We start from the raw sequence: 16,382 nt of genomic DNA on the forward strand, positions 1-16,382 counted from the left end.
AAGAACTATCAAAATGAGGAGTGATGCTATGACGATTGAGCAGTTGAAACATGCTGACTGGCTTAGGAAAAATCATATTCTGTTTATTGGTTTTGCGATTGGTGGAGGACTAGGACTCGTTGCACAGCTTATTTTCCAATCTAATATACAAACAATTCTTTCCGTAGCCATCCCTTTACTCATCGGATCTGCGTTTTATGTTGCCTTTCGTTTTACGAAAACTAAATGGCTGACGCTCAGTTTGCCGTACATATTATTAGCATCTACATTTGCGGTATCACTTGGCGTTATTTTATTGTCACAGGCTAATTTGGGTTCTATTGGGATTATCTTTTTCTTATTAGTATTTGGTGCAATCCATGGACGCTTGCTTATTATGGGTGTCGCTTATGTGCTAAGTTTAGGAGCACTCATCCTGAATAATGGGGTGTTTGTGAACCCCGAATTAGTCGATGGAAGTGGTGCGAATTTAATCTTGCTGCACTTTTTGAGTGGAATGATTCTACTGCTCGTCGTCCATCAAAATGCAAAGAACTTTTCGGAGATTGAACGCTTTACTGAGCAAACGGAAGCGCTGAGAAGAGAAGAAGCAGAACTTGCAGAACGTCTGGATCGAACTGTTGAGAAAATCACGAGTAACTTGAGTAAACTTCGTGCTTCTTCCGAGACTTCATTAGGCTCTCAACGTGAAATGCTGGCAGCCATTCATGAAGTAAGCGGAGCTAGTCAACATCAGGCGGACCACATTTCGGAAATTGCTGAGCGTTCTGAACAGACGTATGAATCAATTGAGGAAATTTCTAAAGGACTTTCGTTGCTTGTCCAAAAAGCAAATGATGCGGGTGCGAGTGCGGGTGAAGGAAGTACCAAGATTGCTGGATTGAAAAGTGGAATCGATGCATTTGCAAAATTCTTTGATGAGCTAAACAGTACGTTTTTGGAGTTATCCGATAAGATTGCGGAAACAAATGCGTTTGCAGGTTCCATTAAAGAGATTACGGATCAGACGAATTTGCTTGCGTTGAATGCTTCCATTGAAGCAGCAAGAGCGGGTGAGCACGGGAAAGGCTTCGCTGTCGTTGCTGATGAAATCCGTAAGCTTGCAGGAATGACAGATCAAACGTTATCTAAAATCGATACGAACCTCTCTGAAGTGAATACGTTCAGTGAACTCGCAGTATCCAAGCTAGCTACTGGGAAAAAACAGATTTCTAAGCAAACGGAAGTAGCGGATTCGTCGAACACGACATTTACCACATTGCATGAAGGCATGCGCGACTTGCAGAAAGAAATGCAATTGTTCATCGCGGCATTTAAAGAAATCTCAGTGAACACGGGCAATGTTCAGGAGCGGACGATGGAATTTGCTTCGGTTATTGAAGAAAGTACGGCTACCATTGAAGAGTTGGATGCGACACTTACACATCTTGTGGACGAACAAAGTGAAATCGACGCATACTTACAAGAAACGTATCATGAAGCAGTTAGCCTACGCGGTTAACGATGGCTCACTCGGCTGTTGTTGGGTGAGCATTTTTTATAAATGAGTCCAAGTTCGGAAACATATGGTTAACGACGCCCACATTTAGAGAAAGAGGTTTCGTCTCGCGTCTGTTTGGTAATAGTAGAGGACGGAACACTTACTAAAGTATTCGGTGAAATGAAGGACACGGAACTGGTAACGATTTGATATACTGAAGGGACTAGAGACATGGATGGAGTGTGAAGATATGCACTATAAACGTGACGAAGCTTTCAGATTTCCCTTTAATGAACCTATCCCAGCAGAATTCAGTATTTATCTCAAAAACAGTGATCGTCCTGGAACCGGAACGGGTGACTCTAAGTTGCTGGATATTAGTCCGGGCGGAACCCGCATGGAAACGTCATTTAATATTCCAGTAAAAAGAGAAGAAGTCGCTATTCGATTGCGCTTCAACCTTTTTCAGCAACCAATTGAAACAGACGGAGTCATTGTCTGGAAGGAAGCGGTTGGAACGGGTTGGATGTACGGCATAGACTTTGACGAGAACGAGGAAGTGGCTCAAACAATCGTCAATGATCTTAAGCTTCGCAGACAAGCTGAGCGTTAATCAGCTAGAAAAGCGCTTCGGCAAGTTTCGACAAAATTCTTTTTAAATTTCATAAAGAAAAGAAGGGTTTTGTTCATTCAATGGAGAAGATAGAGATAGTGTCAAATTAAAGGAGGAGTTTATATGTTAGACTTCAACATTCGTGGCGAAAACGTAGAGGTTACTCCAGCAATTCGAGAGTACGTTGAAAAGAAAGTCAGTAAACTGGAAAGGTACTTCACTGAGGGTGTGAAAGCAACAGCCCACGTGAACTTGAAAGTATACAGCGACAAGCAAACTAAAGTTGAAATTACAATTCCAATGAAAAATTTGACACTCCGAGCAGAAGAACGTCATAACGATTTATACGCAGCCATCGACTTAATCGTCGATAAACTCGAGCGTCAAATCCGTAAATATAAAACACGTGTGAATCGTAAGTTCCGCGAGCGAGAAGGCGTTGGTGCATTCTTGCAAGCAACAATGGAAAACGAATCGAAAGAGCAAGAGTATGCAGATGACGAAAACGACTTCAACGTAGTTCGTACAAAGCAACTCGACTTGAAGCCGATGGATCAAGAAGAAGCCATCCTTCAAATGAATATGCTCGGACACGATTTCTTCATCTTCACTGATGGAGAGTCTGATTCGACAAACATCGTCTACAAACGCCGTGACGGCAAGTACGGCTTGATTGAAACAGGAGCTACTCTATAATTGGAAACCGCCCATAACTTTGGGCGGTTTTTTTGTGAGAAATTTTAGGTTTGCTTTCATGTGCTCCATTATTGTTGGTAGCGGCTCCATTACGCGGTTGAGTGCTCTAGAAGGTACTTACACGCTCAAGCGAGGTCGAAAGTGATCAAGCAAAAGGTGAATCTGCTCAAGCGAGGTCGAAAGTGATCAAGCAAGTGGTGGATCCGCTCAAGCGAGGCAGAAAGTGATCAAGCGAGAGGTGAATCTGATCAAGCGAGAGGTGAATCTGATCAAGCGAGAGGTGAATCTGATCAAGCGAGAGGTGAATCTGATCAAGCGAGTCAGAATGTGATCATACAAGCCAAACTTGCTCAATCCCGCGGCAACCTCCCTTTTTCTAAATAGGTATCCTAGCTCGCGACCAATCCATCTTTCCTAGATCTTAAAACCAAGACTGATTGGTGTGCTCCGCTACGCTCCGCATTTAGTGATGAGAAGTGGGGAATTTAGGATTTCGTCTCAAGCGAGGCAGAAAGTGGTCAAGCGAGTAACAAAACTGCACAAGCGAGGTCAAAAGTGATCAAGCAACCAGCAAATCAGCTCAAGCGAGCCCCAAGAGTGATCAAGCCACCACAAAATCCGCTCAAGCACCTCCCATACTTCCTCCCAACATTCAAAAGTCGGAAATTTCATTGCATTGCATTTGCGCCTACCCATTCACAATGTTAAAATGAAGGGTGAACTTTGTGAGGATGTGACCAAATTATGCTAAGCGTATTGAATAAAATGTTTGATCCGAATAAACGTGATTTGAAACGACTAGAAAAGATTGCTGATCAGACAGAAGCCTTTGCTACCCAAATGGAGCAACTATCAGATGCTGATCTGACTGCAAAAACAGCGGAATTCCAAAAACGTGTGAGCGAAGGGGAAACCCTGGACCAGATTCAACCGGAAGCCTTTGCGGTTGTTCGTGAAGCGGCGCGCCGTGTTCTCGGCTTGTATCCATTCCGTGTTCAAATCGTGGGTGCAGCAGCACTACACGAAGGTAATATCGCGGAGATGAAAACCGGTGAAGGTAAGACGTTAACGTCAACGCTTGCGGTGTACTTGAATGCCTTAGACGGCAAAGGCGTACACGTCGTTACAGTTAACGAATACTTGGCTTCGCGTGACGCACAGGAAATGGGACAGTTGTATGAGTTCCTTGGATTGACTGTCGGCTTGAACTTGAACAGTTTAGGTAAAGATGAAAAGCGTGAAGCGTACCTTGCTGATGTGACGTATACGACGAATAATGAACTTGGCTTTGACTATTTGCGCGACAACATGGTGTTGTACAGCGAGCACAAAGTACAGCGCCCACTTCATTATGCAGTCATTGACGAAGTTGACTCGATCTTGATTGACGAAGCTCGAACTCCACTTATCATTTCGGGGCAGGCTGCGAAATCAGCAGAATTGTACCGTTTGGCGAATCGTTTCGTAACGACGCTGAAAAAAGAGGAAGACTTTGCATTTGATGAAACTACTAAAGGTGTCACAATGACAGAGAGTGGGATTGAGAAAGCGGAGAAAGCTTTCGGGATCGATAACTTGTTCGATTTGCAGCACGTGACTCTCAACCACACGATTAATCAGTCGTTAAAAGCGCATGTAAGTATGCATGTTGACGTAGACTATGTCGTGCAAGAAGGCGAAGTGGTCATCGTCGATTCATTCACAGGTCGACTTATGAAAGGTCGTCGCTACAGTGATGGACTTCACCAAGCAATTGAAGCAAAAGAAGGCTTGGAAGTTCAAAACGAATCGATGACGCTTGCGACGATTACATTCCAGAACTATTTCCGGATGTATGACAAGTTGTCTGGAATGACAGGTACTGCAAAGACGGAGGAAGAGGAATTCCGCAACATTTACAATATGAACGTTGTGGCGATTCCGACGAACCGTCCGATTGCTCGTGATGACCGCCCAGATTTAATCTTCTCTTCAACAGAAGGGAAGTATAAAGCGGTTGCGGATGATATTAAAGAGCGTCACAAAAATGGCCAGCCGGTTCTTGTCGGTACGGTTGCGATTGAAACGTCTGAGATCATTTCGAACTTCTTGAAGAAGTACGGGGTGCCTCATAATGTATTGAACGCGAAAAACCACGGTCGTGAAGCAGAAATCATCGAGCAAGCTGGCCAACCAGGTGCGGTTACGATCGCAACGAACATGGCGGGGCGTGGTACGGATATCAAGCTTGGCGAAGGCGTTCAAGAAGTCGGCGGACTTGCAGTAGTTGGTACTGAGCGACATGAATCTCGTCGTATTGATAATCAGTTGCGTGGACGTTCTGGTCGTCAAGGGGACGCAGGAATTACCCAGTTTTACTTGTCACTTGAAGATGAACTCATGCGCCGTTTTGGTTCTGAGCAAATGAAAGGCATGATGACGAAACTCGGTATGGATGATGAAACCCCAATCCAATCGAAAATGGTTTCACGCTCTGTTGAATCTGCTCAGAAGCGCGTAGAAGGAAATAACTTCGACTCCCGTAAACGATTGCTTCAATATGATGATGTGTTGCGTCAACAACGTGAAATTATCTATAAAGAACGTAATGACGTACTCGAATCAGACAACGTACGCCCAGTACTAGAAGCAATGATTGAACGTGTCATCGAAAATGCGGTGGCGATTCATACGACTGAAGAAAAACAAGAAGACTGGGCACTTAAAGCTCTTGTTGATTACTTAGGCGCAAACTTCTTGCCTGAGGACCAGCTGACAGTTTCAGACTTCGAAGGTAAATCGGCACAGGAACTCACTGAATTCATCAAAGCGGAAGTTATTAAACGGTACGATGAAAAAGAAGAGGAAATGTCTGAAGAGAAAATGCGTGAGTTTGAAAAAGTTGTTCTCCTTCGTGCGATCGATACAAAATGGATGGACCATATCGATGCGATGGATCAACTCCGTCACGGTATCCACTTGCGTGCGTATGGTCAAAACGATCCTCTTCGCGAGTATCAGGCAGAAGGATTTGGCATGTTTGAAGAGATGGTGAATGCTATTGAATCGGATGCTGCGAAATACGTCATGAAAGCGGAAATCCGCAACAACCTAGAGCGTGAAGAAGTCGCAAAAGGGCAAGCGGTAAATCCGAAAGAGGACGGCGAGAAACCAGCTAAAAAGCCGGTTCGTCGCTCCGTCAATATCGGCCGTAATGACCCATGTCCGTGTGGCAGTGGGAAGAAATATAAGAATTGTCATGGTCAAGAATAACTTGGTTGTGAACCTGAATTTTTGGAGGAACAATATATGATGGAATTATCAGATGTACGTAACGAGCTCGACAAAACAGCTAAGAAATTAGTGGACTTTAGGGGGTCTCTTTGACTTAGAAAACAAAGAGGCTCGTATGCAAGAACTAGAGGAAATGATGTTAGATCCTACGTTTTGGGATAACCAAGACGCAGCTCAGACCGTCATTTCTGAATCGAATGCACTCAAAGACGTCGTCGGCGAGTTCCATGAGATGAATGAAGAGCAAGAAAATCTAGAAATGACAGTTGAATTGTTGAAAGAAGAGCCAGATGAAGAGCTCCAAGAAGAACTCGGTAGCGAGTTGAAAACATTCTTGAAGCGTATGGAAGACTTCGACTTGCAGATGCTTTTGAGTGAAGAATACGACAGCAGCAATGCCGTCCTTGAAATTCACTCAGGTGCTGGTGGTACGGAGTCTCAAGACTGGGCATCCATGATATTACGGATGTATACACGCTGGGCAGAGCAGCGCGGGTACAAAGTGGAGACACTCGATTACCAAGCAGGCGACGAAGCTGGCGTAAAATCTGTAACACTTTCCATCAAAGGTCACAATGCGTATGGCTACTTGAAAGCTGAAAAAGGCGTTCATCGTCTTGTTCGTATTTCACCGTTCGATTCGTCAGGTCGTCGTCACACGTCATTCTCTTCTGTTGAAGTGATGCCTGAATTCTCAGGTGACGTAGACATCGATTTGAAGATGGAAGACGTTAAAATCGACACGTACCGTTCAAGTGGTGCGGGTGGACAGCACGTTAACACGACGGATTCAGCCGTTCGTATGACTCACCTTCCAACAGGTGCAATCGTTACGTGTCAGACAGAACGTTCACAGATCAAAAACCGTGAACGGGCTATCAACTTATTGAAAGCCAAAATTTATCAAATCCGTGTCGAAGAAGAAGAGGCACGCCTTCTCGAAATCCGTGGAGATCAAAAAGAAATCGGATGGGGCAGCCAGATTCGCTCTTACGTTTTCCACCCATATTCAATGGTCAAAGACCATCGTACCAATGAAGAAACGGGTAACGTCGGTTCTGTAATGGATGGCGAAATCGATCCATTCATTAACGCATTCTTGCGTTCACGTATTTCGTAATACACCTAAAATAGCTAGGCTGTCATCGAAAGTCACGTAATTGACATTCGAAGGCAGCCCTGTTTTTTATAATAATTTATTTGAAAATTTAGTTCCCTTATACATAGAATAATCCTTACCCGGAGGTGAGAATATGTTTTTTAAAAAGAAAGAAAAACCGATTCAAGTGCTATATAACGTTCTAGTCTTTACAAGCGATTCGACGGATGAAGACACGTTACAAGAGTGGACTGATCAGCTAATGGACGCTGCTGACAATGTGGGGACAGCTGAATGGATTATTGCTGAAAAATATGACAGCCGGGAACTTGAGTTACTTCAGGAACGGTTTCCAGCCGTTGATCAGCAACGTCCTTTTTTCCAAATCAATGAAATTGACTATGCCGCGATTCGAAATGAAGAGGAAAAAATGGAAAGCACCCAGAAGTGGCGGAAGTTTTTCAACCTCATCCCTTTAGAAAATTATCTTGAAATCGAAGACAGAATTGTTTCAGATGCATCGAAGGCGCTATTCTGCACAAATGATTTGGATGAAGCTGAACGATATTTAGTAAAACAGGCGAAGATTGATAATTGAGGATGAATAAATAACCGCCAATTGGCCAGCCTAAAGAGGTAGATGGCAATTGGAAGAAACAGTTGCAGGCGTCATTTTGATGAAGGTTGACAAACAGTAGTGAAATAGTGGTCGAAATCAACAAATGATCATTTCAAAACGAATACTTCATCAAAATAGGTTTGATTTCTGTAGAAAAGAGAATATTAACTAGTAGGAGAGCGCTCTATATAAGGTATTCGTCCTGATTTTGTCACACGGTTTAGAGCGGGTTTGGTCTTTTTTTGCTATACTAGGAAAGCACGTATTTATTTTATCTAAAGGAGGAAATTTCATGAAAATGAAAAACAAATTCTTAGCAACAATCTTCGGCGCAGCACTTGTACTTGGTGCTTGTGGTGGCGGCGGAGATGACAAAGGTGGAGACAAAGATTCAGCTGCTGGCGGCGTAGACGCGGACAAAGTATACCAAGCGAACTGTGCAACTTGTCACGGTGGGAAATTGGAAGGTATGAACGGTCCTGCACTCGCAAACATCGGTGGAGAGCTTTCTGAAGACGAAATCCACGACATCATCGAAAACGGTAAATCCGGCGGAATGCCTGGAGGTCTCATTAAAGGGGAAGAGCTTGACGCAGTTGCTAAATGGCTTTCTGAAAAGAAATAAGCTGCTGTAAACAATCAACCAACATCCACATAACGAACAGAGGTATGCTTCGGCTGCCTCTGTTTTTTGTTCTTTTTACATACAAAAGCGCATGTCCACTCTTCGACATAAACTCAATGAGACTACCAAAAACGGGTTCCATATTACAGATTTGTTGAAAAGCTGTGAACGTTTTAGGGAAAATGAAATATTCCTGTAATATTGTGTAGGTTTATATCTGTTATACTTAAAAAGCTGAAAACAAGTTTTGAATCAGGTGGTTACAAAAAATGATTAAAATGAAAAACGTGTACAAAAAGTATTCTAACGGTGTCGTTGCCGCCAATGGTATTAATATCGACATCAACCACGGTGAATTTATTTACGTCGTGGGTCCGAGTGGTGCAGGTAAATCGACATTCATTAAAATGATGTATCGTGAGGAAGCTCCAACAAGCGGACAAATTTTGATTGACGGGACAGACCTTGGTTTGTTAAAAAACAAAGAGATCCCCTACTTGCGTAGACAGATTGGGGTTGTGTTTCAGGACTTTAAATTGCTTCCAAGACTCAATGTTTATGAGAATGTGGCATTTGCGCTTGAGGTAATTGAAGAGACACCAACAGAAATACGTAAAAAGGTAACAGATGTTTTAGCGCTGGTCGGATTATCCCAAAAAGCGAGAATGTTTCCTAACGAGTTATCAGGCGGAGAACAGCAGCGAGTGTCCATTGCACGTTCGATTGTGAATGAACCTAAATTGGTCATTGCAGATGAACCAACAGGAAACCTCGATCCGGATACGTCGTTAGGCATCATGAACATCTTCGAGAAAATTAACAACCGTGGGACGACCATTATTATGGCGACACACAACAAAGACATTGTGAACAGCATCCGCCATCGGGTTTTGTTAGTAGAAGGCGGAATGATTACTAGAGATGAATATGAAGGAGAATACAGTTATGAAGGGTAGAACGCTAAGCCGACACTTCCGGGAAAGTTTCAAGAGCCTCGGACGAAATGGCTGGATGACGTTCGCCTCCATCAGCGCCGTTGCGGTTACTCTCCTACTTGTAGGTAGTTTCATTGTGATGATGATGAACTTGAACAAGATGGCAGATAACATTGAAAACGACGTAGAAATTAAAGTGGTTGCGGACGCTGCAGCAAGTGATGCGGCCGTAAAAGAGTTGAAAGAGAAAGTAGAAAAGATAGACGGCGTGGCAAGTGTAGAATTCGCCTCGAGAGAAGATGAGTTAGATAAGATTATTAAATCTTACGGGAAAGAACTCTCACTCTACAAACAAAGTAATCCATTAGGAGATGCCCTTTATGTGAAAGCGGCAGATCCACATGATACGGCTGCTATTGCGAAAAAAATCGATACATACGAGTACACAGCAGATGTTGTCTATGGAGCAGGGAAAGTCGAGAAATTGTTCGATGTCGTAGAAATCAGTCGGAACGTTGGTCTGATTTTAATATTGGCGCTACTCTTTACGGCAATGTTCCTCATCTCCAATACAATTCGTTTGACGATTATTGCACGTGGTCGAGAAATTGAAATTATGAAACTGGTAGGAGCGACCAATAATTTTGTTCGCATACCGTTTATATTAGAAGGTGTTTGGTTAGGAATCTTCGGATCTATTCTTCCGATGGCCGCCATCGCTATAGCGTATCAACAAATCTATGCTTACTGGCAACCTAAATTGGTCAATGAAATGTTCCAATTGCTAGATCCGATACCGTTCATCATACAGGTAGATGGTTTGTTGTTGTTCATGGGAGTGTTTATCGGCGTGTGGGGCAGTTTGATGTCCGTACGCAAATTCTTGAAAGTCTAAAAAGCCGATCGAATTGAAAGGGGAACTGGGACTGTGAGAAAGAATAAGGGTTTGCTACTATCTACAATGGGTGTGTTGTTGCTTTCAACTACATTATCTGGAACAGTAGCATCAGCGAGCTCGCTGAAAGATATGCAGGACGAACAGAAGGTGCTTCAACAAAAACAACGAGAGTTGAATAAAGGCATCCAAAACAAATCCAATGAGATTAATAAAAAGCAAACAAAGAAACAATCGTTTTTGGAGCAAATTACAAAGTTGAATGGTGAAATCGAAACCAACAACGAGAAAATTCGTGACGTTAAGGAACAAATTAGCCAAACGACTACAGAAATTACGGAACTTCGTGCTTCTATCAAGACGTTGGAAAAGCGAATTAAAGAGCGTGACGAAGTGTTAAGAGAAAGAGTTCGTACGATGCAGGTGAAAGGCGGAGACGTCAGCTACCTGGACGTGCTACTTGGTGCGAACAGTTTTTCTGATTTCATTGACCGTTTCTCAGCAGTCTCGACTTTGATGGATGCTGACCGTAAAATCATGCAACAGCAAGAAGATGACATGAACCAACTTGAAGAAGAAAAGCAAATGGTTGAGACTAAACTTGCGCAACAAGAAGAGCGTAAAAACAAATTGACAGAGTTGAAGAAAAAGCTTGAAGGTCAAAAAGTTGAAAAGGACAAGCTTGTCGATCAGTTGGAAACTGAACAAGCTAAACTTTCAACTGAAAAAGCAAGCTTAGAGAACGAATATGACGAAACACACGAACTTTCCGCAGATCTTGTGAATCAAATTAGTGCTGAACAAGATCGTTTGGCAGAAGTTGCTCGTCAAGCAGAACTTAAGCGTAAAAGTGAAGCAGAAGCTGCAGCGAAGCGCCGGGCACAACAAGCAGCGAATTCATCAAGTTCTTCGTCGTCAAATAACCATGATTATAGCCAACCGACTGCTCCTCCAGTTTCAAGTGGCACATGGACTCGTCCAGCAAGTGGTCCACTTACATCGTCATTCGGTTGGAGAATGCACCCAATCTTCCATACACAGAAGCAACACCGTGGACAAGACATTGGTGTTCCAGTTGGTACAACAGTCGTTTCTGCCGCTGAAGGTGTAGTGTCCCATGCAGGACCGATGGGCGGATTTGGTAATGCGATTATGGTTACACACTCCATAAACGGGCAAATCTTTACATCTGTTTACGCACACTTGTCTAGTATTGGTGTGAGTACAGGACAGCACGTTGGCAAAGGACAATTCATTGGGAAATCAGGGAATACAGGAAATTCAACAGGGCCACACTTGCACTTTGAAATTCACGTAGGTAACTTCTCTGCATCCGGTCCAAGTGCCGTGAACCCGTTACGTTATGTATCATTCTAAGTAACCCTTCTATAAGTTCTATTACCGGTTTTTCCCTAAAACAAACATGTTGGAATCAGGGATTACCGATTAAAAGGAAAGGCTCGCATACATGCGGGCCTTTTTCTTTATAAACCATAAGTAAATTTAGTGGTTTTGGTAGGCACTTTACGATACCATATGAGGTATACTGGACTAAAGGAGATTCCGATGCCTGTCACAGACTATTTTCTATTATGGAAGGTTACTGTACCTTCTTCTTGGATTGCAGCCATCATTGGATTTATTCTCGCTTGGCTCGCTGTTAACATGAGATTTGGTAAACCAGTCGCAGATATTGTGGTGGATGCGCTCTTTACCACGATTATTGTATGGAAACTGTCCGTAATTGTAACGGACTTTGAAACAGTACGTCGTGCACCCATGGCCATCGCTTATTTTAATGGGGGCATGTTTGGATTCCTAGCAGGGATTATTATTGCTGCTCTGTTCATTCTTTTTTCACGTAAGCCTAAGCCGCCAAAAGTTAGTAATGGACTTTTGCTAGGCGTTATTAGTGCACAGACAGGCTATCAATTGATGATGGCGTTGCTGAATGAGGGAACGCTTGTAACAAAGGTGATCACAATCGTCTTGTTTACATCGTTTGCTGTGCTTGCCTTTATTTATGCAAAACATGAAAACATACCGGTTATCTATGTGGCAGGGTTGTTTGTGGCTATCCACGTGTTCATTGCTGCACTGCAGCCTGCTGGATTTACGGGAATTCCGTTCGCCGCAACATGTATGACAAGCATCTTAGTCGTAATAATTGCGGGTCGTTTGACACAAGGTAAGGAAACAGATGGAGGGATACGATGAATAAAAAGTGGATTGGCTATGCAATCGCAATTCTATTGATCGGTACGATGATTGTTTTGATGGTAAAGTCCAATTTGGATAAACCTGAAGTCATCAACACGGCTTCTACTAAAGCAATGTCCAAAAGCACAGTGGGGCTTGAACAAGGAGATACACCGCCAGACTTTGAGCTCGAAACATTGGATGGGGATAAAGTTCGGCTTTCTGATTTGAAAGGCAAGAAAGTTATTTTGAACTTTTGGGCAACGTGGTGCCCACCTTGTAAAGCAGAGATGCCCCATATGGAAAACTACTATAAGAACTTAAAGCCCGAAGACAATGTAGAACTGATTTCCGTCAACTTGACGACTGCAGAAAACCGTGGGGTTAAAGCTGTCGAAGAGTTTGTGGATGCTTATGAGCTAACGTTTCCAATTTTGCTCGATACAGAAGAACTCGGTATGACCGACTACAAAGTATTCTCTATTCCCACGACCTACATCCTTAGAACTGACGGAACCATCGACAACCAAATCGTCGGCCCCATGGACGAAGAAATGATGAAGCAGCTAGTGAAGGATGTTAAGTAACGGTCTTGACCTTTTTCTTTTTTAACCCTTTCATTCAATGAAAGTCATAAATCCAGTCAAATTCGTTGATTGAAACGAAAGACGGCGACTCCGTAGGGATGTTAATGGAAACAACCTAAGTTCGCGGCGTCCTACCGCAACGGTTGCATAACCTACATCCTGTAGGCCCGCGTCCGTCTGTAGTGTAATTCAAACATGTTAGTTCTAATTACAAATAGCGGTTCTTGCTTGTCGTAACCTTCTCCCTTCTTTCATATAGTGGAAAGAGGAGGGGATGGTGACGATGCGCAGGAGCCGTTTTTTGGCGTTTGTAATTTTAGCCGCAGTTGCGGTTTGTCTAGTACTGGTGTTGGATGGCTGCGGGAAAAGTGAGGAAAAAACCCACAACTCGAGTGGGAAATTTGGAGTCCTTGACGAAGCGTATGAGGTCATAACAGGGAACGCGGTGTATAAACTCAAAGACGATGAGTTAATCGAAGGCGCCTTGAGAGGTATGGCGGACGTAATCGGTGATCCATATTCAACGTACTTGACGAAGGAAGAAGCAGCGTCCCATAAAGAATCGCTCGCTGGAGAACGGGTGGGGATAGGAGCAGAGATTACGCGTACCAATGGCAAGTTTGTAATTGTTTCACCAGTCAAAGGATCGCCTTCAGAAAAGGCTGGGTTGCTTCCTTATGACGAACTGGTGCAAATTGATGGAGAACGTGTGGATGGACTCACACTAAAAGAAGTCGTCAAAAAAATACGAGGGAAACAAGGGACATCTGTGAAAATGGTTGTCTATCGTCCGGAATCTGGTAAGCATGTAGAATTTACAATTGAACGTGATGTGATTGCTGTTCACACAGTATCTTCGGAAATCTTGGAAGAACGCGGCAAGAAAATTGGCTACATAGGGTTGACGATGTTTGGAGAAGATAGTGCGAAAGAGTGGCAAGCGGCGACAGAGTTACTTGTTAAGGAAGGTGCAGAAGCACTACTCATTGATGTTCGTGGAAATCCGGGAGGCTACTTGCATGCCGTAGGGAATATTGCAGGGAGTATGCTTCCTGAAGATACAGTATTTGCGTATATGGAAGACGTGAAAGGTCAATTGACACCACTTGTAACAGAATCGGCCAAAGAATTGGAGTATAATCCGAAGCTGCAGAGCATACCGGTAGTCTTGTTGCAGGATAAAGGAAGTGCTTCTGCAAGTGAAGTATTGAGTGGTGCACTCCAGGATCTCGGCCGAGGCTTCATTGTAGGGACGACAAGTTTCGGGAAAGGGACAGTACAAGAGACGATGAAGCTATCGAATGGTGGAGAAGTGAAGTTGTCTACCCATAAGTGGTTAACCCCAAAAGAACGCTGGATTCACTCGGAAGGGGTCGCTTCGGATTTAGAAGTGAAGCAGAATAGCTTGTTTTCTGAGCATTTGAGAGTGATTGCAGACGTCTATAAAGAACAGCAATTTAACGACGACATCGCGTATGCACAGCGAGTACTCAAGTCACTAGGCTATGACCCAGGTCGGGTGGATGGTTTCTTTGACGAAACAACGAGTCAGACAATAGCGGATTTCATGAAAGATGAAAAAGTAGAGTCTACTGGGGAAATGGACAGTAAATTCTTCCAAACATTGAAAGCGAGTGCGGAGGCATATCGCAACGATCGTGCCAACGATGAACAGCTGTCGATGGCAGTCGGCTATTTGCATCACAAGCTGTCTGAAAACTGATCGATTTGCCCTACTCATAAATTACAGTCTGTCGCGACTATCCATTCCAATCCAATCTTTGTTACAATAGAAGAAAACAGCGGGATTGGATTGGAGTGTGATAGAACGTGTCAGAGAATTGGTTGTTCGATGTCTTACAAGCAGTGGGAGTATTCTTCTTGAATCCACTATTTCTGCTAATTCTCCTCGTTGCGGTTGCGCTCGGGTATATGAGAGTGAAGCGGGAGCGAAAAGACTTCAACATTAGGAAGTTGCCAGGGCTCACGGAATTGAGACGGCTCGTTGCGGACTCATGGTTGCATGCACTCATTTTGTCCGTCCTGCTAAGCGGAATCGGATTTGTGGTGGATGCAGGATGGATCGTAATGTTTTCTGCGATCATGCTTGTCGTTTTAGTGAGTTTTTATTACCAATGGGGATCTCCGATATACACAACTGCGATTGCGTTTTTCGGATTGTACGCATGGCAAGAATTTGGCGGTACGTTTACGTATCGTGGATGGTCTTTACAGGATGTGGATTTGTTTGGACAATTGTCTGTAACGATCCCTGTTATTGCAGGGCTATTTCTCATAGCAGAAGGAGCGCTCATCCGAAAGTCTTCAGTGCGCTATGCGTCGCCACATCTTGAGAAGACAAGCAGAGGACTTCGTGCAGCGGTCTTTAAAGTGAAGAAAATATGGTTATTACCAGTAATTTTACTTGTACCTGGTGACATGATTTCAGCATATGTACCGTATTGGCCACAATTTACACTTGGTGCTGTATCGTTCAGCTTCGTTCCAGTGCCGGTGTTGATTGGCTTTAGCCAGATTGCCCGCAAACGTTTTCCAGACCAAATCTTTCCGAAACTCGGGATGTCAGTTAGTTGGACAGGTGTCGCTGTCGCGGTGCTCGGTTTAGGCGCACTCTATGAACCTTTCATTGGATGGGGAGCATTGGTTCTAGGTGTCCTCCTAAGATCGGTGTTAACGATGGCCGTTGCGGTACAAGAACGCAGTGGTGGTTATGCAGCATTGCCGAGTGCGAAAGGTGTTGTCATTGCAGGAGTTCTTCCTGGATCACCTGCAGAAAAGCTAGGGTTGTTACCTGGTGAAGTGATTCGTGCGGTAAATGGGATACAAGTAGCGAACGATAAGGAATTGTATGATGCGATTCAAGTGAATGCAGCGCATTGCCGCCTGCAAGTTGCAGATCGAAACGGAGAAGTCCGTCTTATGCAACAAGTGCTATACCGGCATGATCATTATCAACTTGGACTGTTGCTCGTTCGATGATAGATAGAAAGGAGGCGGTGCAAAGTGGAGAGTCTAGCAACTAAATTAGTGATGGCGTTGTTCATCCCAGGAGTTCTAGTCGTGTTTTTCACGCGGGTTACGTTCCATCAACTAGTCGGTTTGGTGCTAACGATTGCGCTAATCGCCGCCTCTGTGTATGCAGGCTATACGCATAACTGGTTGCTGTACGTGGCAGATGCGTTGTCGTTGACGGTCGGATTTTGGATTGCGAATCGAATGGTCGCAAATTCCCACCGTCAGTCCAATGAAAATCTGCATGAATAACGAAAAAGCCTTGCACATGGTGTAAGGCTTTTTCATTTCTTCTATTCTACAAGTATGAGAAACGAAATTTATGGGT

General features: G+C 43.8%; 15 protein-coding genes. All 15 read left to right on the forward strand.

Translation table 11 applies throughout. The features are described from left to right. Positions 1–28: 28 nt before the first annotated feature. Positions 29–1,501, forward strand: coding sequence for a methyl-accepting chemotaxis protein (locus tag M3197_RS03035; RefSeq protein ID WP_251658539.1), 1,473 nt, complete (start codon positions 29–31; stop codon positions 1,499–1,501). 229 nt (positions 1,502–1,730) lie between these two features. Further along, entirely contained in the window at positions 1,731–2,093 is a 363-nt protein-coding gene (locus M3197_RS03040) for a PilZ domain-containing protein (RefSeq protein ID WP_251658540.1), read from the forward strand. 123 nt (positions 2,094–2,216) lie between these two features. Then, positions 2,217–2,789, forward strand: coding sequence for a ribosome hibernation-promoting factor, HPF/YfiA family (gene hpf, locus M3197_RS03045; protein WP_251658541.1), 573 nt, complete (start codon positions 2,217–2,219; stop codon positions 2,787–2,789). Positions 2,790–3,533: 744 nt separating this feature from the next. Next, positions 3,534–6,041, forward strand: coding sequence for a preprotein translocase subunit SecA (gene secA / locus M3197_RS03050; RefSeq protein ID WP_251658542.1), 2,508 nt, complete (start codon positions 3,534–3,536; stop codon positions 6,039–6,041). Between the two features lie 39 nt (positions 6,042–6,080). Continuing rightward, positions 6,081–7,182 (forward strand): peptide chain release factor 2 gene (gene prfB, locus M3197_RS03055; protein WP_251660062.1). Its coding sequence is split into 2 segments (ribosomal slippage): positions 6,081–6,152 and positions 6,154–7,182, totalling 1,101 coding nucleotides; the frame shifts between segments, so codons are not numbered across the junction. 133 nt (positions 7,183–7,315) lie between these two features. Then, positions 7,316–7,759, forward strand: coding sequence for a hypothetical protein (locus M3197_RS03060; protein WP_251658543.1), 444 nt, complete (start codon positions 7,316–7,318; stop codon positions 7,757–7,759). 313 nt (positions 7,760–8,072) lie between these two features. Then, on the forward strand, positions 8,073–8,405 hold the full coding sequence (gene cccB, locus M3197_RS03065) for a cytochrome c551 (protein ID WP_432813966.1): 333 nt from the start codon (positions 8,073–8,075) through the stop codon (positions 8,403–8,405). Between the two features lie 269 nt (positions 8,406–8,674). Continuing rightward, positions 8,675–9,361, forward strand: coding sequence for a cell division ATP-binding protein FtsE (ftsE, locus tag M3197_RS03070; protein WP_251658544.1), 687 nt, complete (start codon positions 8,675–8,677; stop codon positions 9,359–9,361). Further along, positions 9,351–10,235, forward strand: coding sequence for a permease-like cell division protein FtsX (gene ftsX / locus M3197_RS03075; protein ID WP_251658545.1), 885 nt, complete (start codon positions 9,351–9,353; stop codon positions 10,233–10,235). The genes ftsE and ftsX overlap by 11 nt, the downstream gene beginning before the upstream one ends. Positions 10,236–10,268: 33 nt before the next feature. Continuing rightward, entirely contained in the window at positions 10,269–11,612 is a 1,344-nt protein-coding gene (locus M3197_RS17335) for a murein hydrolase activator EnvC family protein (RefSeq protein ID WP_349774083.1), read from the forward strand. 189 nt (positions 11,613–11,801) lie between these two features. Beyond that, entirely contained in the window at positions 11,802–12,452 is a 651-nt protein-coding gene (locus M3197_RS03085; protein ID WP_251658546.1) for a hypothetical protein, read from the forward strand. After that, positions 12,449–13,021 (forward strand): redoxin domain-containing protein, encoded by a 573-nt coding sequence (locus tag M3197_RS03090; RefSeq protein ID WP_251658547.1) that lies wholly within the window; start codon positions 12,449–12,451, stop codon positions 13,019–13,021. The genes M3197_RS03085 and M3197_RS03090 overlap by 4 nt, the downstream gene beginning before the upstream one ends. 301 nt (positions 13,022–13,322) lie before the next feature. Further along, on the forward strand, positions 13,323–14,744 hold the full coding sequence (locus M3197_RS03095) for a S41 family peptidase (protein WP_251658548.1): 1,422 nt from the start codon (positions 13,323–13,325) through the stop codon (positions 14,742–14,744). Between the two features lie 107 nt (positions 14,745–14,851). Continuing rightward, positions 14,852–16,021, forward strand: a complete 1,170-nt coding sequence (locus M3197_RS17400) for a PDZ domain-containing protein (RefSeq protein ID WP_251658549.1) — start codon at positions 14,852–14,854, stop codon at positions 16,019–16,021. A 24-nt stretch (positions 16,022–16,045) separates the two neighbouring features. Further along, the gene (locus M3197_RS03105; RefSeq protein ID WP_025786039.1) at positions 16,046–16,306 is read left to right on the forward strand and encodes a CsbA family protein; all 261 of its coding nucleotides are present in this window, start codon (positions 16,046–16,048) and stop codon (positions 16,304–16,306) included. Positions 16,307–16,382: the final 76 nt, after the last annotated feature.

This window comes from Sporosarcina aquimarina (genome assembly GCF_023715615.1).
GTDB classification, from domain to species: domain Bacteria; phylum Bacillota; class Bacilli; order Bacillales_A; family Planococcaceae; genus Sporosarcina; species Sporosarcina aquimarina_A.

Coding starts and splice junctions, on each gene's coding strand:
- M3197_RS03035 (WP_251658539.1), top strand. CDS start 29: ATGACGATTGAGCAGTTGAAACATGCTGACTGGCTTAGGAAAAATCAT.
- M3197_RS03040 (WP_251658540.1), top strand. CDS start 1,731: ATGCACTATAAACGTGACGAAGCTTTCAGATTTCCCTTTAATGAACCT.
- hpf (WP_251658541.1), top strand. CDS start 2,217: ATGTTAGACTTCAACATTCGTGGCGAAAACGTAGAGGTTACTCCAGCA.
- secA (WP_251658542.1), top strand. CDS start 3,534: ATGCTAAGCGTATTGAATAAAATGTTTGATCCGAATAAACGTGATTTG.
- M3197_RS03060 (WP_251658543.1), top strand. CDS start 7,316: ATGTTTTTTAAAAAGAAAGAAAAACCGATTCAAGTGCTATATAACGTT.
- cccB (WP_432813966.1), top strand. CDS start 8,073: ATGAAAATGAAAAACAAATTCTTAGCAACAATCTTCGGCGCAGCACTT.
- ftsE (WP_251658544.1), top strand. CDS start 8,675: ATGATTAAAATGAAAAACGTGTACAAAAAGTATTCTAACGGTGTCGTT.
- ftsX (WP_251658545.1), top strand. CDS start 9,351: ATGAAGGGTAGAACGCTAAGCCGACACTTCCGGGAAAGTTTCAAGAGC.
- M3197_RS03085 (WP_251658546.1), top strand. CDS start 11,802: ATGCCTGTCACAGACTATTTTCTATTATGGAAGGTTACTGTACCTTCT.
- M3197_RS03090 (WP_251658547.1), top strand. CDS start 12,449: ATGAATAAAAAGTGGATTGGCTATGCAATCGCAATTCTATTGATCGGT.